General features: G+C 39.3%; 23 protein-coding genes and 3 tRNA genes. 19 read left to right on the top strand and 7 right to left on the bottom strand.

The genetic code is table 11. From position 1 onward, the window contains the following. Positions 1–14: 14 nt before the first annotated feature. From TSP02S_RS07800 to TSP02S_RS07790, 3 genes are all read right to left on the bottom strand, one after another. Positions 15–626, bottom strand: coding sequence for a ComF family protein (locus tag TSP02S_RS07800; protein WP_041083205.1), 612 nt, complete (start codon positions 624–626; stop codon positions 15–17). 62 nt (positions 627–688) lie between these two features. Beyond that, the gene (locus tag TSP02S_RS07795; RefSeq protein ID WP_041083203.1) at positions 689–1,279 is read right to left on the bottom strand and encodes an IMP cyclohydrolase; all 591 of its coding nucleotides are present in this window, start codon (positions 1,277–1,279) and stop codon (positions 689–691) included. 76 nt (positions 1,280–1,355) lie between these two features. Then, positions 1,356–2,567 (bottom strand): uracil-xanthine permease family protein, encoded by a 1,212-nt coding sequence (locus TSP02S_RS07790; protein ID WP_052465386.1) that lies wholly within the window; start codon positions 2,565–2,567, stop codon positions 1,356–1,358. A gap of 171 nt (positions 2,568–2,738) precedes the next feature. Between TSP02S_RS07790 and TSP02S_RS07785 the strand changes: the two genes are divergently transcribed. From TSP02S_RS07785 to TSP02S_RS07740, 10 genes are all read left to right on the top strand, one after another. Next, positions 2,739–3,761, top strand: coding sequence for a sugar kinase (locus TSP02S_RS07785; protein ID WP_041083202.1), 1,023 nt, complete (start codon positions 2,739–2,741; stop codon positions 3,759–3,761). After that, the gene (locus tag TSP02S_RS07780; RefSeq protein ID WP_052465385.1) at positions 3,762–4,517 is read left to right on the top strand and encodes an IclR family transcriptional regulator; all 756 of its coding nucleotides are present in this window, start codon (positions 3,762–3,764) and stop codon (positions 4,515–4,517) included. A gap of 75 nt (positions 4,518–4,592) precedes the next feature. Then, on the top strand, positions 4,593–4,967 hold the full coding sequence (locus TSP02S_RS07775) for a cyclophilin-like fold protein (RefSeq protein ID WP_041083200.1): 375 nt from the start codon (positions 4,593–4,595) through the stop codon (positions 4,965–4,967). Between the two features lie 44 nt (positions 4,968–5,011). After that, positions 5,012–5,599 (top strand): DUF4897 domain-containing protein, encoded by a 588-nt coding sequence (locus TSP02S_RS07770; RefSeq protein ID WP_041083199.1) that lies wholly within the window; start codon positions 5,012–5,014, stop codon positions 5,597–5,599. Next, positions 5,593–6,333 carry an NAD-dependent protein deacylase gene (locus tag TSP02S_RS07765; protein ID WP_041083197.1) on the top strand — a complete coding sequence of 247 codons (741 nt, stop codon included), beginning with the start codon at positions 5,593–5,595 and terminating at the stop codon, positions 6,331–6,333. Before TSP02S_RS07770 ends, TSP02S_RS07765 begins: the two co-directional genes overlap by 7 nt. 53 nt (positions 6,334–6,386) lie before the next feature. Next, on the top strand, positions 6,387–7,310 hold the full coding sequence (locus TSP02S_RS07760) for a carbohydrate kinase family protein (protein WP_041083195.1): 924 nt from the start codon (positions 6,387–6,389) through the stop codon (positions 7,308–7,310). A 15-nt stretch (positions 7,311–7,325) separates the two neighbouring features. Next, positions 7,326–8,897 (top strand): CTP synthase, encoded by a 1,572-nt coding sequence (locus TSP02S_RS07755; RefSeq protein ID WP_041083193.1) that lies wholly within the window; start codon positions 7,326–7,328, stop codon positions 8,895–8,897. An 80-nt stretch (positions 8,898–8,977) separates the two neighbouring features. Further along, positions 8,978–9,052: transfer RNA gene (locus tag TSP02S_RS07750), tRNA-Val, on the top strand. Positions 9,053–9,061: 9 nt separating this feature from the next. Continuing rightward, a tRNA-Phe gene (locus tag TSP02S_RS07745) sits at positions 9,062–9,137 on the top strand. A gap of 25 nt (positions 9,138–9,162) precedes the next feature. Next, positions 9,163–9,239, top strand: a tRNA-Ala gene (locus tag TSP02S_RS07740). A gap of 85 nt (positions 9,240–9,324) precedes the next feature. Here the strand turns inward: TSP02S_RS07740 and TSP02S_RS07735 are convergent. The 4 genes from TSP02S_RS07735 to pyrH form a co-directional block, all read right to left on the bottom strand. Then, positions 9,325–9,852, bottom strand: coding sequence for a GNAT family N-acetyltransferase (locus tag TSP02S_RS07735; protein WP_082025966.1), 528 nt, complete (start codon positions 9,850–9,852; stop codon positions 9,325–9,327). Next, a complete protein-coding gene (locus tag TSP02S_RS07730) occupies positions 9,836–10,780 on the bottom strand; it encodes a cation diffusion facilitator family transporter (protein WP_041083191.1) in 945 nt (314 codons plus the stop codon). Before TSP02S_RS07730 ends, TSP02S_RS07735 begins: the two co-directional genes overlap by 17 nt. A 70-nt stretch (positions 10,781–10,850) precedes the next feature. Further along, positions 10,851–12,134, bottom strand: a complete 1,284-nt coding sequence (eno, locus tag TSP02S_RS07725) for a phosphopyruvate hydratase (RefSeq protein ID WP_041083189.1) — start codon at positions 12,132–12,134, stop codon at positions 10,851–10,853. 12 nt (positions 12,135–12,146) lie between these two features. Further along, positions 12,147–12,848, bottom strand: a complete 702-nt coding sequence (pyrH, locus tag TSP02S_RS07720) for a UMP kinase (protein ID WP_041083188.1) — start codon at positions 12,846–12,848, stop codon at positions 12,147–12,149. Between the two features lie 144 nt (positions 12,849–12,992). Between pyrH and TSP02S_RS07715 the strand changes: the two genes are divergently transcribed. The 9 genes from TSP02S_RS07715 to TSP02S_RS07675 all read left to right on the top strand — a co-directional run bounded on the left by TSP02S_RS07715 (position 12,993) and on the right by TSP02S_RS07675 (position 21,603). Beyond that, positions 12,993–13,367 (top strand): DUF2089 domain-containing protein, encoded by a 375-nt coding sequence (locus TSP02S_RS07715; RefSeq protein WP_041083186.1) that lies wholly within the window; start codon positions 12,993–12,995, stop codon positions 13,365–13,367. Further along, a complete protein-coding gene (locus tag TSP02S_RS07710) occupies positions 13,364–13,588 on the top strand; it encodes a hypothetical protein (protein ID WP_041083184.1) in 225 nt (74 codons plus the stop codon). Before TSP02S_RS07715 ends, TSP02S_RS07710 begins: the two co-directional genes overlap by 4 nt. 12 nt (positions 13,589–13,600) lie before the next feature. Continuing rightward, positions 13,601–14,404, top strand: a complete 804-nt coding sequence (locus TSP02S_RS07705; protein WP_041083183.1) for a DUF4097 family beta strand repeat-containing protein — start codon at positions 13,601–13,603, stop codon at positions 14,402–14,404. Between the two features lie 37 nt (positions 14,405–14,441). After that, the gene (locus tag TSP02S_RS07700; RefSeq protein ID WP_232503685.1) at positions 14,442–16,220 is read left to right on the top strand and encodes a DUF2207 domain-containing protein; all 1,779 of its coding nucleotides are present in this window, start codon (positions 14,442–14,444) and stop codon (positions 16,218–16,220) included. Between the two features lie 85 nt (positions 16,221–16,305). Further along, on the top strand, positions 16,306–17,313 hold the full coding sequence (locus TSP02S_RS07695) for a TolC family protein (protein ID WP_041083181.1): 1,008 nt from the start codon (positions 16,306–16,308) through the stop codon (positions 17,311–17,313). A gap of 6 nt (positions 17,314–17,319) precedes the next feature. After that, positions 17,320–18,621 carry a TolC family protein gene (locus TSP02S_RS07690; RefSeq protein WP_041083179.1) on the top strand — a complete coding sequence of 434 codons (1,302 nt, stop codon included), beginning with the start codon at positions 17,320–17,322 and terminating at the stop codon, positions 18,619–18,621. A gap of 1 nt (position 18,622) precedes the next feature. Then, a complete protein-coding gene (locus tag TSP02S_RS07685; RefSeq protein ID WP_041083178.1) occupies positions 18,623–19,693 on the top strand; it encodes an efflux RND transporter periplasmic adaptor subunit in 1,071 nt (356 codons plus the stop codon). Positions 19,694–19,709: 16 nt separating this feature from the next. Next, on the top strand, positions 19,710–20,411 hold the full coding sequence (locus tag TSP02S_RS07680; protein ID WP_041084262.1) for an ABC transporter ATP-binding protein: 702 nt from the start codon (positions 19,710–19,712) through the stop codon (positions 20,409–20,411). Beyond that, complete coding sequence (locus TSP02S_RS07675) at positions 20,404–21,603, top strand: ABC transporter permease (RefSeq protein ID WP_041084260.1); 1,200 nt, start codon at positions 20,404–20,406, stop codon at positions 21,601–21,603. The genes TSP02S_RS07680 and TSP02S_RS07675 overlap by 8 nt, the downstream gene beginning before the upstream one ends. The last annotated feature ends 1 nt before the right edge of the window (position 21,604 follow it).

Below are 21,604 nucleotides of genomic sequence, written 5' to 3'. Positions count from 1 at the left end.
CAACTACACCTCCTTCAAGCACGAGCTATACAATAGACAGTAATAGAACTAGCTCCGGCATCTTTCAAAGTTCTTGCACACTCTCTAATCGTGGAGCCTGTTGTGAAAACATCATCGATCAGCACAATGTTTTTGTAAACTCTGGAGATAGCAGAAAAGGAGTCTTTTACTGAATCACGTCTCTGTTTCAGTGTCATACCCCTCTTGCTTGATTTGGAAAGAGATTCAAGTGTTCTTTTGGTTGGGATGCCTATCAATTTGGAAGTAGCCTTGGCAATCAAAGCCATTGTATCAAATCCCCGTTCCTCCAACGAAGACAAGCTCGACGGTACCCAAGTGATGATTTCCGCATGAGGAGGATATGTATTCATGGTTTTCACCAAAAACGAAGCCAATATTTTGCTCAAGCGCCAATGATGGGAATTTTTGTAGAGAAGAATTAGATCTCGTAGTTTTGAATCGTATCTACCATAGAAATATGCAACAAAAATGCCTCCGTCTTCTTTTACAGCGATTGGGCTGCTTGAAAGATCATTCAAACAGCTCTGACAGAGCATTTCGTAATATTTTATTTGCTCTCCACACAAAAGACAGCGATTTGGAAAAAGTAACTCAATTAAATTCAAAGCCTTTACAACCTCGAGTTTTTAGAATAATGTGTCACATAAAAACCTTCGGCATGATTCTATCACAAATCAACATCAATGGCAAAAAGTTCACATATTGCCTTGTACACGGTCAGGTCATATTCGCTGCAAAGTAGAAAGGCTTTTGCACACAATTTTCTTCTCTGCTGTAAGACGATATCACCACATTCATCTAATGATTTAATAATAGAAGCATAATCGTTATAATCACATATAGGTACTACGTCTCTGTAATTTTTAGCTGCAGCCCTGAGCAATGCAAGCCCACCTATATCTATTGACTCGAGTAACTCTTTTTCATCAAAAGTCTGCACCAGAGGGCGCAAATTCACAACAACCATATCTATGGGCTGCATACCGAGTTCATACAATTGTTGTAGATGTTCTCTGTTAGAAAGTTTTGCAAGTACAGCTGCAAAGATCTTTGGGTGAAGCGTTTTCACCCTTCCATTCAGCAACTCATGGTAACCTGTCAGTTGTTCCACATTACCAACACTTATACCATTTTCTTTGAGAAAATTGCATGTGCCATGAGTTGCGATTATTGATACACCTCTTTTTGAAAGTTCTCTTGCAAAATCAATCAAGCCAGTCTTGTCCCAAGCGCTTATCAATACTCTTTTTATATTCAATCGATCACTCTCCAATACAATTCTAACAAAAAAGGCGGCTTTCATGCCGCCTGTGTTTTTTTTCTTTATTTACTACTTAATTCTTTTTTTCGTTCACGATCAATAAATTCGCGACTATACCAACTATTGCAGCCAAACTTAACCCTTTTAATTCAACAGGGCCGATTTTCAAAGATGCTCCACCGATCCCAATAGTTAGTATCAAAGATGCCACAAGAAGGTTCTTTGCCTTAGAAAAATCAACTCTTGCATTTACAAGTGTTCTTATACCGACAGAGGCTATCATTCCAAAGAGTATCAGGCTTATTCCACCAATGACACAACTTGGTACAGTTCTTAGCAATGCACCAAACTTCGAAACAAATGCCACGATTATCGCAATCACTGCCGCACCTCTTAAAACTCTTGGATCATATACACGTGTAAGTGCAAGGACACCTGTGTTCTCACTATATGTGGTATTTGCCGGTCCTCCAAGTAGTCCTGCTATGGAAGTTGCCAACCCATCACCTATCAAAGTTCTATGCAAGCCCGGATATTCGAAGAAATTCTTGCCAACTACGGCACCATTAGTTGTGATATCACCTATATGTTCCATGAAGGTCGCTATTGAAACGGGAGCGATCATCGCTATTGCTGTCCAGTCGAATTTGGGAGAAACAAACTTTGGAATGCTAAACCAACCAATTTGACTCAAAGTGGATGTATCAACTTGTCCAGTCAACAGGGCAAAAACATAGCCCACAAAGACTCCTGAGAGAACTGGTACAAGACTCCAAAAGCCTTTTACAAAAACCGATACAACTATAACAGTTACAATAACCACGATCGCGACCAGCCAGTTGGTACTCGCCATTTGAATCGCAACAGGACTCAATGTAAGACCTATTACAATAATCATTGGTCCTGTGACGACAGGGGGGAAGAGTTTCTTAACTCTTTCAATCCCAAGCATCCATACAGCTAATGCGAACAGTAAATAAACAAGTCCTGCCACAAAAATACCACCAGTAGCATACGAAAGATCGTTGAATTTCTCCTTGACCATAATTACAGGTGCTATGAAGGCAAAACTCGATCCAAGAAATACCGGAACAACTCCTGCGGTAAATGAATGAAAAACAAGCGTTCCAACACCTGCAGTGAATAAAGCCACAAGGGGATCAAGACCAGTGAGTAAGGGGACTAAAACCGTCGCACCAAACATCGCTACGAAATGTTGAAAAGACAGAACAAAGTACTTCCAACCAGTCACACGTTGTTGAGCGAGTGAAATTTGAGCTTCCATCTTTATCCTCCTTTCTGCCCTCTCAGGAGCAAATTAAAGGACCCTTGAAAAGTTTATCATTTGATTCCTTGTCTGTCAACAATCAGAAAAAAGAAAAGCACGTGTTATAATAACAGTGAAAATTTATTTATGGTATTAGATATTATCTATTAGGAAAAAAGAGGTGATATCATGTCACGGGTAGTAACTTTTGGGGAAATCATGATGAGACTTGCAACACCAAGTTATTTGAGGCTTGTTCAGACCAATCAATTTGAAATTACTTACGCAGGTGCCGAAGCAAATGTGGCTGTCTCGCTTGCGAATTTTGGCATGAATGTGGCTTATGTTACCAAGTTGCCAACCAATGATTTAGGTCAGGCAGTTCTGAGAACCTTGAGACAATATGGAGTAGATACTTCTCACGTAGTCTTTGGTGATGGTAGATTGGGATTGTATTTTCTTGAAACTGGTTTTTCACAGAGACCATCGAAGGTGATATATGATAGAGCTAATTCAGTTTTTGCACTATCGAAACCCGAAGATTTCAATTGGGACGAGATTTTTAAGGATGCTATCTGGTTTCATTTCACTGGTATAACGCCAGCACTTGGAGAAAATCTTGTGCAATCGTGTAGACAGGCTCTTCAGAAAGCAAAAGAAAAGAATATAACGGTTTCTTGTGATCTGAATTACCGTGCAAAGCTTTGGAATGAACAAAAAGCACGGCAGGTTATGACCGAATTGGTGAAGTATGTAGATGTACTTTTTGCAAACGAAGAAGATGCGGAAAAGGTATTTGGTATTCGTGCAGATGATTCAAACATCGTCGAAGGAAAATTGAGCTTGAAAGGATATGAGCAAGTATGTCGTAGATTGCGAGAAACTTTTGGTTTGAAGAAAGTCGCAATAAGCCTAAGAGAAAGTATCGTGGCAAATATCAATGGTTGGTCCGGTGTTCTTTTGGATTCTGATCATTTTTATCACAGTAAACAATACACAGTTCACATCGTTGATCGAGTAGGAGCTGGAGACTCATTTGCGGCTGGTTTAATTTATGGGATTATAACCAACATGGGACCACAGCAATCCTTGGATTTTGCCGTTGCCGCATCTTGTTTGAAACACACAATAATCGGTGATTTCAACCAAGTAACATTGGAAGAAGTGAAGAAGCTTGCCAAGGGTGAAGGGTCTGGACGAGTGGTGAGATGAATGGCAATAGGATCTGTTGAAAAGGCTTTGAAGATTCTGGAATTCATAATACTTAGAAAAAATGGTGCGAGGATTCAGGACATTGCAGACCATCTAAAAATATCCTCTCCCGCCGTTTATAAGCATCTTGAAACGCTTGTTCGAGCAGGTTATGTTTGTAAAGAACCACACAGCCACAGATATTTACCATCTTACAAGATAGTAGAGCTCGGTAGCATAATTCTTAGAAATGTACAGATCAGAGAAATAGCCCATCCATTCTTGATAGATCTCATGGAAAGAACTGGTATGACTATTCATTTTGCGCTTAGAAATGGTTATGAAGGAGTGTATATTGATAAAATAGAAAGTGCGCGAACAATTCCGACTGTATCAAGAATAGGAATGAAAATGAGACTGTACTCAACTGGTTTTGGCAAGGCAATCTTGGCTTTCCTTCCAGAAGAAGAACTCAATGATTACTTTGCAAAAGTAAAGCTTGAAGAGCAGACAGCTCATACTATAACTGATGTAGAAACGTTGAGAAAGGAACTTTCCATCGTTAGGCAAAGGGGATACGCCGTTGACAACGAAGAGAACGAGCCTGGTATAATTTGTGTTGGAGCTCCTGTCTTTGATTACACAGGTTGTGTGATAGGAGGCATCAGTGTCACGGGAGCCGCAAGTTCTTTCAGCGAACAAGTAATAGATATTATTGCAAAAGAGGTTGTTAAGACAGCACAGGAGATTTCCAAGAGACTTGGAGCGAGTGTATGAATAAATCGATCCACCTCTATTAAGATTGGAAACAATTATTCAATATTTATACAGTATTTCTCAGGAGGTGGTGAGATGTATCTAAGGTTTATTTTTGGTACTTGTGAGGTCACTGCCGAGCTTGATGAGAAAAAGGCTCCTATGACAATTGATGCAATCAAAAAATGCTTACCAATTAAGAGTATTGTGAACAGATGGGGTGATGAGATTTACTTTGAAACGCCAGTAAAACTCACAGTAGATGAGAACAGTAAAGATGTGGTTGAAGAAGGGGACGTTGCATTTTGGATACCAGGTAGGGCTATATGTATTTTCTTTGGTAAAACACCAATAAGCGATGACAAAATCAGACCAGCCAGTGCGGTAAATGTGTTTGGTAAGATAAAGGAAAATTTACAGTTACTGAAGGAAATCAAGACTGGTACCAAGGTAATCGTTCAGATCGACTAAATTCTCCCCCTGTGGTAACATAGTTTTAGAAGGGAGGAGAATTGGTGAATCAAAAAACCTTGTTTTATATATTGATTGCATTTATAGTTTTCTTTGTTGTCACACAATTGATCACGACTTTGATGCAGAAACCACCATTTGAAATAGCCTACTATAGGAGTGAGATGGAATATGATTACACAGGCCAGGCTACATTTACAGCAACGGCTGGCCTTTTTTTCAAGGATAAATCCAAGCAACAGCAATATATAGATCAATATCGACAGGCTTCCACTTCGACTTTTAAGAGTTATTTTGACGATGTCAGCAAAAAGATAGGAAGGCAGATAGAAGTAATATCGATGAATTCGACGATTACAGAAAGATCAGGTATACTTGAAGTTTTGGAAATCGCCAGATTATCCAACGCCGCATTGGTACAAGATGGTGTTGTTGATACATCGCTCAAAGATATATCGATATACTCTGTCAATGACTCTCAAATCACGGTTATCGTCCCACAGGATGCACAAATAATCACCATAGAACCTACACCTACTAAGATCGTTTCAAATCAGATCTATTGGCAACCGACTCAAAGTTCTATGGTTTTTCCAAAAGTTGTCTTCAAGAAAGGTGAAGAAAATTGGTAGAAGATTTTCTTTGTTTGCTCAAATCTTCCAAGTATGTAATTGCTCTGACCGGTGCAGGAATAAGTACTCCAAGCGGTATACCTGACTTTCGAAGTCAAAACGGTCTTTATTCAAGGTATCCAGAAGATGTCTTTGATATAGAGTATTTCTATCGCGATCCCAAGGGATTTTACAAATTCTGGAAAGAAGTACTTTTGCCAATGGCTGATGTTAAGCCAAATGCAGCGCATCTCATGCTTGCAAGACTTGAACAAAATGGTATCTTGAAAGCAACAATCACTCAGAACATAGATGGTTTGCATCAAAAGGCGGGAAGCAAAAACGTCATAGAGTTGCATGGAAGTGTATACGAATATCATTGTATTAGATGTTCAGAAAGATTCAGTCTCTCGTCAATCAAAAATATGATTGAAAACTCAGATCTTCCGTTGTGCGATTGTTCAGGTTTAATTCGGCCAGATATTGTATTTTTTGGTGAATCTTTGCCTGAAAGAGCCCTATATGAAGCTCAAAATCATGCAACTAAATGTGATTTGATGATCGTATTGGGGAGCTCTTTGGTTGTTTATCCTGCTGCACAACTTCCATTCATCGCGAAAGCCAATGGTGCAAAGGTCGTGATCTTGAACAAAGGTGAAACCGGTTTTGATCATATGTGTGATATGAAAATAGAGGAAGATCTATCTGTTTTCGCAGAAAAATGTTTTGCCGTAAATTTGGGGCTTTTCAGTTGAATAACTTCGTTTTATACTACAAAAGGTAATCTAAAGATCAAGGAGCGAAGTGCATGGATGAGAGAGTAGCAGTCTTCGGTAAGATCAATGTAGATACTTTTTTGTATATTGACCAACTCCGAATAGGAGAGAATCATATGTGTCAGCAGACATTTGTTGACATCGGTGGGAAAGGAGCCAATACGGCAGTTGGTCTTGCAAAACTTGGCATAGACTGTCATTTAATAGCTTGCATAGGTAATGATGCTATCTCCCAGAGTGTTCTCAAGAAATTGGAGAAATCTGGTGTTGATATCTCATTCGTTAAGTCTTTCAATACCCAAACAGGTAAGACATTTGTAGTTGTTGAATCAAAAGGTAGAAACACCATGTTTCACATTCTCGGTGCGAATAGTTATCTGAACCCCGAGATGATAGATTGGACCTTCTTAGAAAAATCCAAGGCGGTTTTCATCCAGCTGGGCATACCTATTGATACAGTCCGTGAAGTGGTGCTGATGTCAAAGCGGAATGGAAAGTATGTCTATATAGATCCAGCTGGATTTGTAGATGAGTCTTTTTTGGAAATAGTTTCATACGCAGATACAGTAGCACCAAACGAAGTTGAACTTTTCAAGATGACAAAAGAAACTGATATAGAAAAGGCAGCTAAAAAACTTTTGTCTTCAGGTGTTGAAGAAGTAGTAGTTAAGATGGGATCAAAAGGTGCCAGTTTCTTTTCTGAAAAGACATCGTTTCATGTAGATGCATACGAAGTCGATGTGGTTGATACAACTGGTGCTGGTGATGCCTTCAATGCAGCTTATATCACAGGTAAAATGAAAAAACTTTCACAGAGAAACACTTTGAAACTTGCCGTCGCGGCATCGGCGATTTCTGTAACCAGGCAAGGTACGTCCAGTGCAAGTCCAACTAAAGAGGAATTACTTGAATTTCTTAAAAAAATAAAAGAAGAAGATCTCATAGCTGTTTTGTGAAAAGAAGGTGAGCGCATGAAAAAGTATATCGTTGTGACCGGTGGTGTATTGAGTGGTGTTGGAAAAGGAATTTTTTCCGCTTCTTTGGCAAGATTACTCAAAGAGTGTAGTGTCAAGGTTAATGTTTTAAAAATAGATCCATATTTGAATGTAGATGCCGGAACAATGAATCCCAATCAGCATGGAGAAGTTTTCGTTACAGAAGATGGATATGAGGCAGATTTAGATCTTGGACACTACGAGCGTTTTCTTGGCGAGAACATGAGTAGGAAGAACAATATAACAGCAGGACAGGTTTACTCAACCATTGTACAAAGAGAAAGAGAAGGAGGATATCTTGGTTCAACTGTTCAAATAGTTCCACATGTAACTGGAGAAATCAAAAAAAGAATCGAATCACTTGAAGGAGAAGTGAATGTCATCGAGATAGGTGGTACCGTAGGAGATATAGAGAGTGAAGTTTTCTTAGAGAGCGTTCGTGAGCTTGCACTGGAAAAATCTGTAGACGATTTCTTGTTCATACACGTTACATACGTACCATATCTGAAAGCCTCTAATGAATTCAAGACAAAGCCAACACAACAATCCGTTCAGTTACTCCGAAGATCTGGTATCAATCCCGATATGATCGTTGTAAGATCTGAGAGTCCGATAAATGGTGATAGTCTGAAAAAGGTAGCACTTTTTGGTGGAGTACCAAACGACATGGTGATAAACCTATCCGATGTCCCAAATGTCTATTCTGTTGTCGAGATACTCAAGAATCATGAAGTACATAGGAAGGTAGCTCGAAGATTGAAAATCACCCTCGATGAATCGGGTTTTAAATGGGATTACCCAAAGGTTTTCAAAACATATAAAATAGCACTCGTAGCGAAATATCTTGGTACTGATGATGCGTACAAAAGTATCATTGAATCTGTTTTTCTATCTGGATGTGTCAAGCCATCAATTGTCGATGCACAGATTCTCGAAGAGATGAATTGGGAACAAGTATGCGATACCCTGTTCGAGTATGACGCCTTGATAATACCTGGGGGGTTTGGAAAGAGAGGGATAGAAGGTAAAATAAGAGCAATTCATTTTGCAAGAGAATATAAGAAGCCTATTTTGGGAATTTGTCTCGGAATGCAATTAATGGTTATTGAGTTTGCGAGAAATGTTCTTGGTTACAAAGATGCCAATTCCACAGAATTCGATCCAAACACACCTTATCCAGTCATAACATTGATGGAAGAACAAAAAAGAATTTTACAACTCGGTGGAACAATGAGGCTTGGATCTCAATCGATGCGAATTTTAAAGAACACCAAACTCTGGCAAATCTATGGTGGAGTCGAACAAGTTTCTGAAAGGCATAGGCATCGCTACGAGGTCAATTATGATGAATATCCCGAGTTGTTCAAACTACCAAATGAAAATGGCAACAAACTCGTCATCAGTGCTCAATCGAATTTTGTTGAGGCAATAGAGTTAGAAGATCACCCATATTTCATTGGAATACAGTATCATCCAGAGCTCAAAACAAAAGTTGGTAATCCACATCCATTGTTCAAAGCTCTGATTGATTCAATCAAGAGTAATTGAGAATCGCTTGTGGTTTTATACGAGTATGGTACTTGAAAAAGATAAAGTTGTATGATAGGATAATCAATGGTCGTATCGGTGGGTGCGTAGCTCAGAGGAAGAGCGTCTGCCTTACGAGCAGAAGGTCGTAGGTTCGAGTCCTGCCGCACCCACCAAAGGAGAGTGGCCAGGTAGCTCAGTTGGTAGAGCACTGGACTGAAAATCCAGGTGTCGACGGTTCGATTCCGCCCCTGGCCACCAGTTTTTTGTTGAAGGTAGGTAAAATGGGGCCGTAGCTCAGCTTGGGAGAGCGCTACCATGGCACGGTAGAGGTCGTGGGTTCAAGTCCCATCGGCTCCACCAAAGGGGACAAAGGTCCCCTTTTTTCATGATGGCAGTTCACATGAAAAATATTCATCTTGCATTTGTTTGATCGTTAACGCATTGATCAATACTGAAAATATTCATTGCTGAGTACACTCATGATTAAAACATCGTGATATTTTCCATTTAGATATCGAGCTTTTCTTAATCTTCCTTCATGGACAAACCCGCATTTTTCATAAACATGTATCGCCCTTTTGTTGTAATCGTATACCCTTAAAGAAACCCTGTTGAGATTGAGATATTCAAATGCATATTTCAAAGTCAATTTCGTTGCCTCTGTACCAAATCCCATGTTCCAATATCTTTTATCAGTTATCGCTATGCCAAATTCTGCCAATCTATTGACCCAATCGATTTGATGCAAACCAGTTGTACCGATCAATTTTTCTTGACCAAGTGGTACAACGGCAAAGACCACATCTCTCTGATTTGAATAAAGGTTTCTTACCCATTCTTCTTCACGCACTCGATTCAATGGAAAAACTGACAATAAATTCTGTCTGACTTCCAAGTCGTTGATATTCAGTAATTGTTCGACATCTGAAAGCTCAACTGGCCTTAACATGATCTTTTCACCTTTGAATATCAATTTTTTCACCTCCATCTGTAATTTGGTGTTGTGACAATCCATACGCTTCACGTTCTACGTTCCCTATTGGTTCCACGTGTACCATTACATCCGCGATTCTATCATTTTGCTCGATTATAGCTTTCTTAACCTGAGTGGCGATATCATGACCTTGCTGGACAGTTATTCCACCACTGACCTCTATGTCCATGTCGACAAAATATTTGTATCCAACTTGTCTCACCCTCACTTTGTGAGGATTGGCAGCTCCCTGAACTTTTTTCACAGCTTTGAAGATTTGATTGTAAACATCAAAGTTTGTCATACCATCCATCAATTCATAGCTTGTTTCTTTAAAGATTTCAAATGCTGTTCTTATAATCATTACAGATATTATCAGGGCTACTATTCCATCTACCCATAGAAGACCAATTTTATTCAAAAGTACACCAGCAAAGACCGTTGAAGAGATGAGAATGTCATTTCTCATATTCAAAGCATCGGCAATAAACGCATAACTACCTATCTTCTTTCCAACATTGTATTTATAGATAAACAGCCATGTTTTCATCGCAACGGAAATGAGTGAGACGATCAATGGAAGCACTCCAATGATCAATATATGTTCACCACTTATAATTCTCTTGATTGATGAGACCATCAAGTTTGTTCCAGCATAAAAGATGACAAAAGATACGACCTTTGCCGCTATTGCTTCGACCCTTTCATGACCGTATGGATGTGTCTTATCAGGAGGACGATTTGATATCTTGCTCGAGACCAAAGTAACTAAGGACGTGAAGATATCGGTTGATGTATCAATTCCGTCTGCGAGCACAGCCATACTTTTGAAAATCAATCCAACCAAGATTTTCATCACTGCCAAGGTGGCGTTCGCAAACACTCCAATCCAGGCAGCCTTTGAAGAAATCTTGTCCCTGTCTTCCATATTATCACCTGATGAATAAGGCGCGGGTAAGACCGCGCCTTGGTATAGTTTGAAAACAATTATACCACTATTATTTTATACTGTAAAATGCAGCCAACCCTTTGTACTGTGAAGCGAAATCAAGCTCTTCTTCGATTCTAAGTAATCTGTTGTATTTGGCAATTCTTTCACTTCTCGACAATGATCCTGTTTTGATCATTCCACTATTGGTTGCAACGGTTAAATCTGCGATAAATGTATCCTCTGTTTCGCCTGATCTGTGAGAAACAACACAGGTCATGCCATGTTGTTTTGCGTATTCGATTGTGTCGAGTGTCTCTGTGACGGTACCTATTTGATTGAGTTTTATCAATATCGAGTTCGATGCCTTATTTTCTACACCTTTCTTGAGTCTGTTTATATTAGTGACGTATATATCGTCACCGACAATTTGGACCCTATTCCCGATTTTTGCCGTCAATTTTGCGAATCCTTCCCAGTCTTCTTCATCCAACGGATCTTCAAGGCTGATAATGGGATATTTCTGCACTAAGTAAACGTAATAATCAATCAATTCATCACTGGTTTTTTGTGATTTATCTATACTGTAGGTTTTGGTATCGGAGTTATAGAAAGAAGATGCAGCACTGTCAAGTGCAATGAAAATATCTTTACCAGGTGTGTAGCCAGCTGTTTTGATCGCTTCTATTAACACTTTTATGGCTTCTTCGTTCGAGGATAGGTTTGGTGCAAAACCTCCTTCATCTCCAACTGAGGTAACATGACCCATGTTGTGCAAGATCTTCTTTAAATTGTGAAAGACCTCGGCTCCATACCTGAGCGCTTCGGCAAAACTTGGTGCACCTGCAGGAACGATCATGAACTCTTGAATGTCTAAGCTGTTATCGGCATGTTTTCCACCGTTGATTACGTTCATGAATGGTACAGGTAGAACCTTTGCGTTTGGACCACCAAGGTATCTGTAAAGAGGGAGATACAAACTTGTCGCTGCCGCTCGTGCCACAGCCATGGAAACACCAAGAATCGCATTTGCACCGAGTTTAGACTTGTTCTCTGTTCCATCCAGCTCGATCATAGTCTTGTCGATGGCAACTTGATCATAGACGTTCATACCTATAACTTTTGGGGCAATTGTCTCATTGACATTCTTTACCGCATTCAGTACACCCTTACCAAGATATCTGCTTCCTTTGTCTCTCAGTTCCAACGCTTCAAATTTTCCCGTCGACGCTCCTGAGGGAACCATTGCTGAAGCTGTAGTTCCATCCTCGAGAAAAACCTCAACTTCTACCGTAGGATTACCACGTGAGTCAAGAACTTCTCTGGCTTTGATATCAACTATCTCGTTGTACATCCGTTCACCTCCTCAATCAGGTAATATGATACTACCAATGTTTTCTCCACGAACAGCTTTTAATAAAGCTCCTTCTTCGAAGAAATTCAAAACGACTATTGGGAGTTTGTATCTACCACAGATAGAGAAAGCTTCCATATCCATGACCTTTAAACCGAGTTTGATCGCTTGTTGATAAGAGATTTTTTCAAATCTGTGAGCTGACTTATTTTTTTTCGGGTCACTGTCATAGACCCCATCGACCTTGGTCGCCTTTATCAAAACAGAAGCTCCCATCTCAACGGCTCTTAGAGCTGCTGCTGTATCTGTTGTGAAGAATGGATTACTCGTTCCACCTGCAAAGACAACGACATATCCGGCATCGAAATAAAGGTTTATATCATCATAGTGAATAGGCCTAATCGATGGTAATGAAGATATCTGTGAGACCACAACGCATTTCACACCATGCTTTTCAAGGGCTCCTTTCAGGTACAAACCGTTTATAACCGTTCCAAGCATACCTATCTGATCCGCTAACGAATGTGGTATCTCTGACAATTCCTCACCTCTGAATATATTTCCGGCACCTATTACGATACCAACATTCGTTCCGTAATCTACAACTTGGGATATCTCTTTGACAAGATAGTTTATATTATTCTGATCAAACCCCCGTGAACCCTCCCCGCACATCACCTCACCACTGAGTTTTATCAATACCTTCTTGTACATCATCGATCCCTCCCAAGAAATTTTATCAGAGTTATTCCAATAGAGATGAAGATTGTTGTTACCTTGATGTGACCTTGACAAATTTTGAATTGAAATATAAAATATATTTAAGTTGAGTTCAAAAAAATGAAAGGAGAGGTTTCAATGGCCCGTGTTATTTCGAAATGTCCAATTTGTGGTTCTAACCTCATTGTAACTGAATTGAGTTGTCCATCATGCGGTACTGTGATAAAAGGTAAATTTGAACTGGAAGAATTTTTCAGACTCACACCAGATCAACTGAATTTTCTTAGGATTTTTATCAAGGCAAGGGGTAATTTAAGCGACCTTCAGAAAGAACTTGGAATATCATATCCAACGGCAAAATCAAGGTTGGAAGGAATCGTCAAAACACTTGGTTATGAGGCACAAGAAGTCACAGAAGAAAAGCAGGTTGATGAACTATTGGATAAACTCGAGAAGGGCGAAATATCAGCTCAGGAGGCATTGGAGAAGATCAGGAGGCTGAGAGAACAATGAAAATCGCCCTTGGTATAACTGGCGTGATAGGAGCTCTACTTCTCATATACATAGGCTCAAAACTTCTTCAGATGAAAGTCAAATCCGTTACACTCGTATATTCATTTTTTGTTGGTTTATACGCGCTCTTTTTGATCATTGGAAACATCATACCGATCATCGTATATCTCGTTGGAGAAGCAGTCGTCATATGGGTGATTGTGATCTTCATGGGTTTTTAGGAGGCGAGAATAATGGAAAAACAAGCAATTGATTTTTCCAAGATCAAGAAACTCATAGTGAAAAGCGTGGATACCGATATAAAGATATTCGGCACACATTCATCGGACACTTATGTCATTTATGAATCTCAGCAACCTCATTTGGAATACAAAGATGATACATTGACAATAAGCACCAGAGATAAACATTTTTCATTCCTCGGTCCGGTGGTATTTGGTTCGGGCAGTTCACAAGAAAGTATGGAAATTGCGGTGCCCTATGAGTTAAGAGAATTTATGATCAGCAGTGTTTCTTCGGATATTATGGTACATTCAGTAAGAGGTGAAATCTTGACTGTAAAAACTATATCGGGTGACATCGTGTTGGACAGTGTGGAATTTTCCGATTGCCAGGTGAAAACTGTTTCAGGAGATATCAAGATGGATTCGCCAACGATCGCCAAATTTGTTTTTTCCAGTGTCAGTGGAGATCTAAATATAAAAAATCTGATATGTCAAAATGGTGATTGGATTGTGAGTACTACGAATGGCGATCTAATCATGGAAACTGTCGGTGTGCCGAATATGAGATTGACTATGAGGACAGCGAGTGGTGAATTAAATACCAATGTGGGTTATACACGTGAGGGTAGAGATTATCTGTTTGGCGATGGCAGAATGAAAATAACGATCAGTACAGCCTCGGGTGATGTGGATATCATATCAACAAACAGGGCTGAGAGATCTGAGGGTATAGAGAAAAAGATCTTGCGTCTTGTGGCAAGTGGTAAATTGACATACGAGCAAGCAAAACAGATTTTAGATGAATTGATCTGACCTGTGATATTATTGGAGCACACAGGAGGTGTGCTCTGTGGGAAAATTTATAAAAACAACTTTTCTGCTTTTCTTTTTTGGTTTGGTGATCTTTGGTATCATCGTAAGTTTGGTTAGTTCCTTCACGTCATCGATCTTTGAACTTCCTGAGAGAACTTACTCAATTATGGTTCTGCAAAATGGTTCTGCAAACGTCACAGAAACAGTTACCTACAGGCTCAAGAAACCTTTTCGATATGTAAGCTGGGCTATTGATTTTGACAGACCGACCAAGATATCCAATTTCACCTTCCAGATTCTTGAAGGACCTTCTCTCTTAGGAGGACCATTTTACGATACAAAAAATGATGTCAGTATAAGTTTAAGACTCCTTTTTAGTAAATCAATGAATGAATACATTCAGGTTCCAAAAGATGGTCTAACGGTAAAGGTCGCATTTTCATATACATTAGAGAATTTACTCATAGAAGGCCGAGATTTCACGCAATTGTTTGTAAAGTACATAGGTACTGGTACTTCTGTCCCGACAAAATCTTTAAAGGTTCTTGTAAGCCTTCCAGATAAATTTCCAAAGCCCATTGTTTATCATCACCCATGGGGTCTTCAAACCAAGAGTAAGGCAATAATCGGGAACAATTATGAATTTGAGTTCAGGAATATTCCGGCAAATTGTTTCGTAGAGGGACGGTTTGTTTTTCCAAACCTGCTCGGCACAGGTACCCAAAACATGATGAAATCCATGGATCTTTCACAGATAAGAGATATAGAGAGATCCTACTCAATTAAGATATTATTGATCGTAATTGGAAGTATTTCTTACTTGATTTTTGTCGTAGCCATTCCGATTCTTTTGTATAGAAAATTCGGTAGAGAGCAATCTATACAGTACAATTCGCTTTATGAAAGAGAGATTCCATATAATGATCCACCAGAGATTGTGAACGCCATTGTCAAGAAGATCTGTTCACACCCAGACGATGATGCAATAGCCGCTGCGATTTTGAATTTTGTTAAGAAAGGCGATATCGAGCTATTGGAAAACGAAAAAAGGGATATAACAGGCTTGAGGATAATAAGACTTACTCAAGAAAATCAGGACCTTCTTGAGGCATTCAAGATTTTTGAAAAAGACGGCGTAATTGATTTCAAGGAGCTCAAAAAATCATTGAGAAATCAAAGTAATGCGCAGAAATTTCTCAAAATGATGAATGGATGGAGAGATAAAGTATATCATCAATTGAGTAGTAGAAATTATCTGATTACCACAGGTAATACATTGGCGAAGTTTTTTGGTATTATTTTTGGTATTCTCGTTCCTGTATTTGTTATTTTGGGGCTGTCGAAAGCTTCCGGCTTAGGTTATGAAGTAGTATCAAGATATTCAATGATGTTAATGGGAGCCTCGATCATAATTGGAATAATTGTGCTTCTTATGAAAAAAACTGTCTTTTCACGATGGACGTCTGATGGTTTACTTTATTATTTGAAGTGGAAGAACTTTGAAAAATTCATAACAGATTTCTCTGCTCTGTCAACATATCCCCCTCAGTCCGTGATCCTTTGGGATGATTACATAGTCTATGCGACGGCACTGGGTGTTGCCAAAGAGGTAATCGATAATTTGAAAAAACTTTACCCAGAACCACCATCGACACCTGTAGCTTCAAAGGTTTACTATTCACCAACTCTAATGGCAGAACTTTCTTCTTTTAGAAGTATTGCAACTTCGACGATTTCAAGCTCCAGTTCTGGTGGATCGCATTCTGGTGGAAGAGTAGGTGGAGGATCTGGTGGTAGTAGAGTGGGAGCTGGATGATTAGAAAATTATTAAAGATCAAAGCACTTTGGCAAATGAAGCTTAGAATCTATCTTGAACCAAATACAGAATGGAGGGTTATGTCATGAGAAAAGTGTTCGTGCTTGTCTTGATTTCTTTTGTTGTTCTCATGTTCGCTGGTATTGTTGATGTAGTTGAACTTGCAAAGCAAAACAGCGTAACTTATCTAAAGGCTGTACTGAACTTTGAACAGGCCAAGAGTGATTATGACAAAGCGATGATTGAGGCAAAGAACAAAAGACAACAACTTGTAGCACAACAGAGTTGGCTTCAAGCACAACAAACTTACAATCAGTCATTGAAGAATTTCTATGGTGAATTTTTCGATGCCTATATAGGCGTACTGGAAAGTACTCTTCAAGTTCAAATAGCTCAGAACAAATTGCGAATCGCCGAGATCGATTTTGCAGAAATGCAAGATTTGTACAAAACAGGTGCGGCAACCTTACAAGATCTTCAAAGCGCAAGTTCTACTAAACTCGAATCACAAGCGAGTTTGGACGAAGCAAAATTGAATGCAGAGCAATCCAAAAAAGATCTTTTGATTTTATTGGGAAAAGAAGTCCAAATCATAGATCCTTCATCGATCAAAGTTGATATCAAATTGCCAACAGTCGATGAATTGACCACTAAATCTTTTGCCATTCAAATTGCACAGATCGATGTTCAGGTATCTCAGATGGATTTCGACAGTCTTGTAAATCCATCGGCATACACAAAGAGTAAGTATGAGAGAATACTAAAAATAGCCCAGAGTGAGCTCAAAGACACTCAAAACAGTACAAGAAAATCTTATGAATCTCTTCTTTTAACGACTGAAAATCTCAAGAAGACTATTCAGGCTCAAAGGGAAACTGTCAGTGTGGCGAAGGCTCAACTTGACAGTGCCGAGAATAATTACAAGGTTGGTGTTGGCTCCGAAAAAGATCTATTGGAGGCACGAAGTACTTATTTCACAGCTCAGAAAACCCTACTTAGTTATGTCAAATCTTTCTTGAAAAATCTCTGTTCATTGTATATCGACGCAGGTTGGGATCATCAAGGGTTGTTGTCTTCTATCTTTGGTGGGTGATTCATCATGAAAAAGATCTTGATCTTGGTTTTCTTGGTACCTGTGCTGTCATTTGCGGGTTTTTTGGATCTTATACAAGAGCAGCTTGACAAGAGTAGTTCATATCTTTCTGCTGTAATGACATACAAAGAAGCCGAGTTTAGTTTGTCAAAAAACAGGAATGTCTTCATACCTTATATTGGTATTGATGAATTTTCTGTATCTACAGATTTCGAAGATTACACATTATCAATCCCGTTTTTTGTAAAGTTTCAGAATATAGCTGGTTTTGATTTTACTGTTTCGAATGGTTGGACCTATTCAAGTAAACAGGGAGAGTGGAATGATAGTGGCTGGGCTTTCACCATTTCAAGGGAACTTTTTTCAAACTGGGATATTACGGATCTGGAAAATGAGGAAGGTTATATTTCTGCATCTTGGAATCTGATTGAAGCTCGGAACAAGGTTTTCTTAAACCTTGCAAATGATATTTTCAACTATCATTATTACACAAGAAAGTTAGAAGTTACAAAGCGAAAGATAGAAATTTTGGAAGATCAATTTAATTCTTTGCAAAAAGCGTACGAGGCCGGTACCGCATCAAAAGAGGACATCTTACAGGTCCAAAGTAGTATTTATCAAGCAACAAATCAATTGGACCAGATCAGTCAAAATCTCATGGATGCTCTCACGGAATATTCCACAGACACTTTGAACACCATGCTTGCGTGTCTTGAAAGAATTACTACTACTTTGCCATCTGAGCAAGAAGCACAAAAATTGGTAATGAATCGACTTGATTTAAAGGCTCAATTGATAGCTTTAGAAATAGCAAAGCGTCAAAGTGACAGAGCTTATCAAGAATGGCTTCCCAATCCAACTTTTTCATTTAAGATCAAGCAGGATGAGAGCTCCGAAAAAGGATATTCCTTCTCGCTTGGTTTTAGCTTTGGCTATAGCATACTCGATCGTGGAGAAAAAAATTATACGTATAACAAATTAAAGGATTCGTATTCACTACAGCAACGTATACTCGATGAACAACTCGATAATTTGAAGAAGGCTGTTCAAAAAGCTTTCTTATCGATTAGAATTGCAGAATCATCGAAGAAAGTGGCTGAGCTTGATTTGCAATTGAAGAAAATGGAATATGAAAACACTCTGAATGCTTCTTCATTCGTGTCAGAGAGTGATCTTGAAAGTGCAAAATTAAACTTAGATGATGCAGAGTTAGAGTTTTTGAAAACCAATTACAATTTATTGATTGCAAAGATCAGTTTACTCCAAGCACTTGGTATTGATCTTGTCCAGCTCGCAGGAGGTAAGTGAAATGAGAAAGAATATCAGAACCTACATATTGATATCTGTTTTAGTCTTACTTTTATTTCTTTCATCTTGTAATAGAAATACTCAACAATCTTCTAATACCACATCTTCGGTTACAGAGTATACTGTGAAAAAGACGAACCTGGTTGACACCATAACTGTTTCTGGAACAATTAAAGCCGAGAGTTCCGCGGAGGTCCAAGCATTGGTCAGTGGTGTTGTCAAGAAAATATATGTCAAAGAAGGTGACACAGTAAAGGCTGGAGATCTATTAGTAGAACTGGATGACACAGATTATAGATTGTCTTATCTAAAAGCACTCCAAAATTATGAATTGGCGAAAAATTCAGGTTCAAAGTTGTTGATTGAACAGCGTCAACTTGAACTTGATATTGCAAAAAGAGATCTCGATAGGTGTAAAATCACTTCTCCTGTAGATGGCATAGTAACGGCACTCAACGTTGAAGTTAACGATTATGTTTCAAAGGGAACGACTGTTGATGTAGTAGCAAGGGTTGTGAATGTGAACAATCTCTATGTATCTGCCTCTGTTGAAGAAATGGATTATTCAAAAATAAAGGTTGGTCAAACGGCTTCATTGACCTTTGAAGCATTTGAAGGAGTCAATTTCCCTGCAAAGGTGACCTATGTAGGAAGCGAAGCACAAACTTCAAGCGGGATAGTCACGATTCCGATAAAATTGAATTTGATTTCCCCAAAATCACTGCAACAATCAAATACATCTACCAGAAGCCAGCAACTGGAAGAACTCATGAATAAAATAATACCTGGTCTTTCCTGTGAAGCCGAAATAGTGGTTCTGAATAAAACAAATGTAATGGTTGTTCCAACTGGTGCGATTACTTACGAATCTGGTAAAGCCTATGTCACGGTGAAAAATGGAAACACAACGGAAAAAAGACAAGTTAGCGTTGGTGAAAAATTCTCAAGTGGTTATGAGATTCTGGATGGATTAAAAGAAGGAGAAGTCATTATCATAAACAGAACAGGTACATCGTCTGGTAATGCTGGAAGGATAATGATCCCAATGGGTGGTCCTACACCAGACCGATGAGAAAGTGGGTGCAAAGATGGATATCATAATAAATGTTGAGGATATTCGAAAGACATATAAAATGGGAGACAACATAGTTAAAGCTGTAGATGGTGTGACATTGAGTGTATTCAATGGAGAATACCTTGTGATCATGGGTCCATCTGGAAGTGGTAAAACTACATTGATGCATTTAATGGGATGCCTCGATAAACCTGATTCTGGAGAGATTTATTTGGCAGGGCAGAAGGTTTCAAAACTCAGCGATAGAGATCTTGCCAAGGTGAGAAACAAGATGATTGGTTTTGTCTTTCAGCAATTCAACCTTTTGCCACGACTTACCGCACTTGAAAATGTCGAATTGCCAATGATATACGCAGGTGTACCGAGAACAACCAGACGAAAGAGGGCAAAGGAGCTTTTAGCAATGGTCGGGCTCGCAGAACGCATGGAACACAAACCAACACAGCTTTCAGGTGGGCAGATGCAAAGAGTTGCAATAGCAAGAGCGCTTGCGAATGAACCGCAGATAATCCTCGCAGATGAACCGACGGGAAATTTGGACAGCAAGAGTGGTGAAGAAATACTCAAGATTTTTTCGGATCTACATTCAAATGGTTTGACTATAATTGTTGTAACACACGATCCTGAAGTAGCCGAAAACGGTGAAAGAGTGATACACATGAGAGATGGAAAGATAGTATCTCAAGAGGTGAGGGCAAGTGTTAGAAATGCTTAAAGAGGCATTTAGATCGATTGCAGCAAATAAACTTAGAACTGCTTTGTCCATGATAGGGATAATCATAGGTGTTGCTGCCGTAATAGCGGTTGTTTCCGTGGCAGAAGGTACAAGCCAGAGCATAAAACAAAATCTCTCGGCAATTGGTTCAAACCTGATCATGATCTCACCAGGCTTCACAAGAGGAGGGGGTGGGCGTGTATCAACGAGTTTTTCTGACTTATTGACGAAAGATGATGCCCAGAAGATTCAACAACTGTGCCCATCGGTTTCGTATATCACACCGATGCAACAAGGTAATTTCATTGTTCAGTATGAACGGCAAAACACCTTTTCTACTGTCTTAGCGGTTTACCCTCAAATCTTCAACATGATGAACTTAAATTTGCAAGACGGAGAGTACTTTACTCAGGAAGATGAAAACAGCAGAAGACGGGTTGCGGTAATTGGAAAAGAGATAGCCGATACACTTTTTCCAGATGGAGATGCGATAGGAAAGACTATAAAGATAACAAGCCAATCAATTAGACAGAACTATAAAATAATCGGTGTTTTAGAAAAAAGTGGGACACTGCTTTTTCTCAATCCAGATAGATCTATTCTGGTTCCGTTTTCCGCTGCAGAGAATCGCCTTTTCAAAAGAAGTTATGTGTCTTCCATAATCGCCCAGGCTCATTCAGAGGAAGTTGCCGCCCAAGCTGTCTCTGAAATTGATTCTGTTCTTTATTCAAAGTTCCAAGATGAGGAAAAATACAGGATAGTTAGTCAAGAAGCGATGCTACAGACAATTAATCAAACAATGGCATTACTCAGCTTCATGCTTGGTAGTATTGCTGGCATTTCTCTATTGGTCGGCGGAATAGGGATAATGAACATAATGCTTGTCACAGTGGCAGAGAGAACAAGAGAAATTGGTGTAAGAAAAGCTGTTGGTGCCAACCGAAGGCATATTCTCACGCAATTTTTGCTCGAATCGATCATCTTAACATTGGTTGCTGGGGTCATCGGTGTCGGAGTTGGTATTCTTCTTTCAAGGGCAATAGCCCTCATAGGTTCCATTCAAACTGCCGTTACACCCATTGTCATATTGATAGCTGTTTCTGTCTCGATAGCCGTTGGTGTATTTTTTGGAGTCTTCCCAGCAATGAAGGCATCAAAACTCAATCCTGTTGAAGCATTGAGATATGAATAAT

This window comes from Thermotoga profunda AZM34c06 (genome assembly GCF_000828675.1).
In the GTDB taxonomy this organism is placed as follows: Bacteria; Thermotogota; Thermotogae; order Thermotogales; family DSM-5069; genus Pseudothermotoga_B; species Pseudothermotoga_B profunda.
The sequence above is the reverse complement of the archived record's forward strand: the minus strand, read 5'-3'. Positions and strand labels throughout refer to the sequence as shown.

Excerpts from the sequence above, each read along its gene's own strand:
- TSP02S_RS07715 (WP_041083186.1), top strand. The coding sequence starts at position 12,993 with ATGGCCCGTGTTATTTCGAAATGTCCAATTTGTGGTTCTAACCTCATT.
- TSP02S_RS07780 (WP_052465385.1), top strand. The coding sequence starts at position 3,762 with ATGGCAATAGGATCTGTTGAAAAGGCTTTGAAGATTCTGGAATTCATA.
- pyrH (WP_041083188.1), bottom strand. The coding sequence starts at position 12,848 with ATGTACAAGAAGGTATTGATAAAACTCAGTGGTGAGGTGATGTGCGGG.
- TSP02S_RS07680 (WP_041084262.1), top strand. The coding sequence starts at position 19,710 with ATGGATATCATAATAAATGTTGAGGATATTCGAAAGACATATAAAATG.
- TSP02S_RS07730 (WP_041083191.1), bottom strand. The coding sequence starts at position 10,780 with ATGGAAGACAGGGACAAGATTTCTTCAAAGGCTGCCTGGATTGGAGTG.
- TSP02S_RS07710 (WP_041083184.1), top strand. The coding sequence starts at position 13,364 with ATGAAAATCGCCCTTGGTATAACTGGCGTGATAGGAGCTCTACTTCTC.
- TSP02S_RS07760 (WP_041083195.1), top strand. The coding sequence starts at position 6,387 with ATGGATGAGAGAGTAGCAGTCTTCGGTAAGATCAATGTAGATACTTTT.
- TSP02S_RS07695 (WP_041083181.1), top strand. The coding sequence starts at position 16,306 with ATGAGAAAAGTGTTCGTGCTTGTCTTGATTTCTTTTGTTGTTCTCATG.
- TSP02S_RS07785 (WP_041083202.1), top strand. The coding sequence starts at position 2,739 with ATGTCACGGGTAGTAACTTTTGGGGAAATCATGATGAGACTTGCAACA.
- TSP02S_RS07705 (WP_041083183.1), top strand. The coding sequence starts at position 13,601 with ATGGAAAAACAAGCAATTGATTTTTCCAAGATCAAGAAACTCATAGTG.
- TSP02S_RS07675 (WP_041084260.1), top strand. The coding sequence starts at position 20,404 with ATGCTTAAAGAGGCATTTAGATCGATTGCAGCAAATAAACTTAGAACT.
- TSP02S_RS07755 (WP_041083193.1), top strand. The coding sequence starts at position 7,326 with ATGAAAAAGTATATCGTTGTGACCGGTGGTGTATTGAGTGGTGTTGGA.
- TSP02S_RS07690 (WP_041083179.1), top strand. The coding sequence starts at position 17,320 with ATGAAAAAGATCTTGATCTTGGTTTTCTTGGTACCTGTGCTGTCATTT.
- TSP02S_RS07775 (WP_041083200.1), top strand. The coding sequence starts at position 4,593 with ATGTATCTAAGGTTTATTTTTGGTACTTGTGAGGTCACTGCCGAGCTT.
- TSP02S_RS07790 (WP_052465386.1), bottom strand. The coding sequence starts at position 2,567 with ATGGAAGCTCAAATTTCACTCGCTCAACAACGTGTGACTGGTTGGAAG.
- eno (WP_041083189.1), bottom strand. The coding sequence starts at position 12,134 with ATGTACAACGAGATAGTTGATATCAAAGCCAGAGAAGTTCTTGACTCA.
- TSP02S_RS07685 (WP_041083178.1), top strand. The coding sequence starts at position 18,623 with ATGAGAAAGAATATCAGAACCTACATATTGATATCTGTTTTAGTCTTA.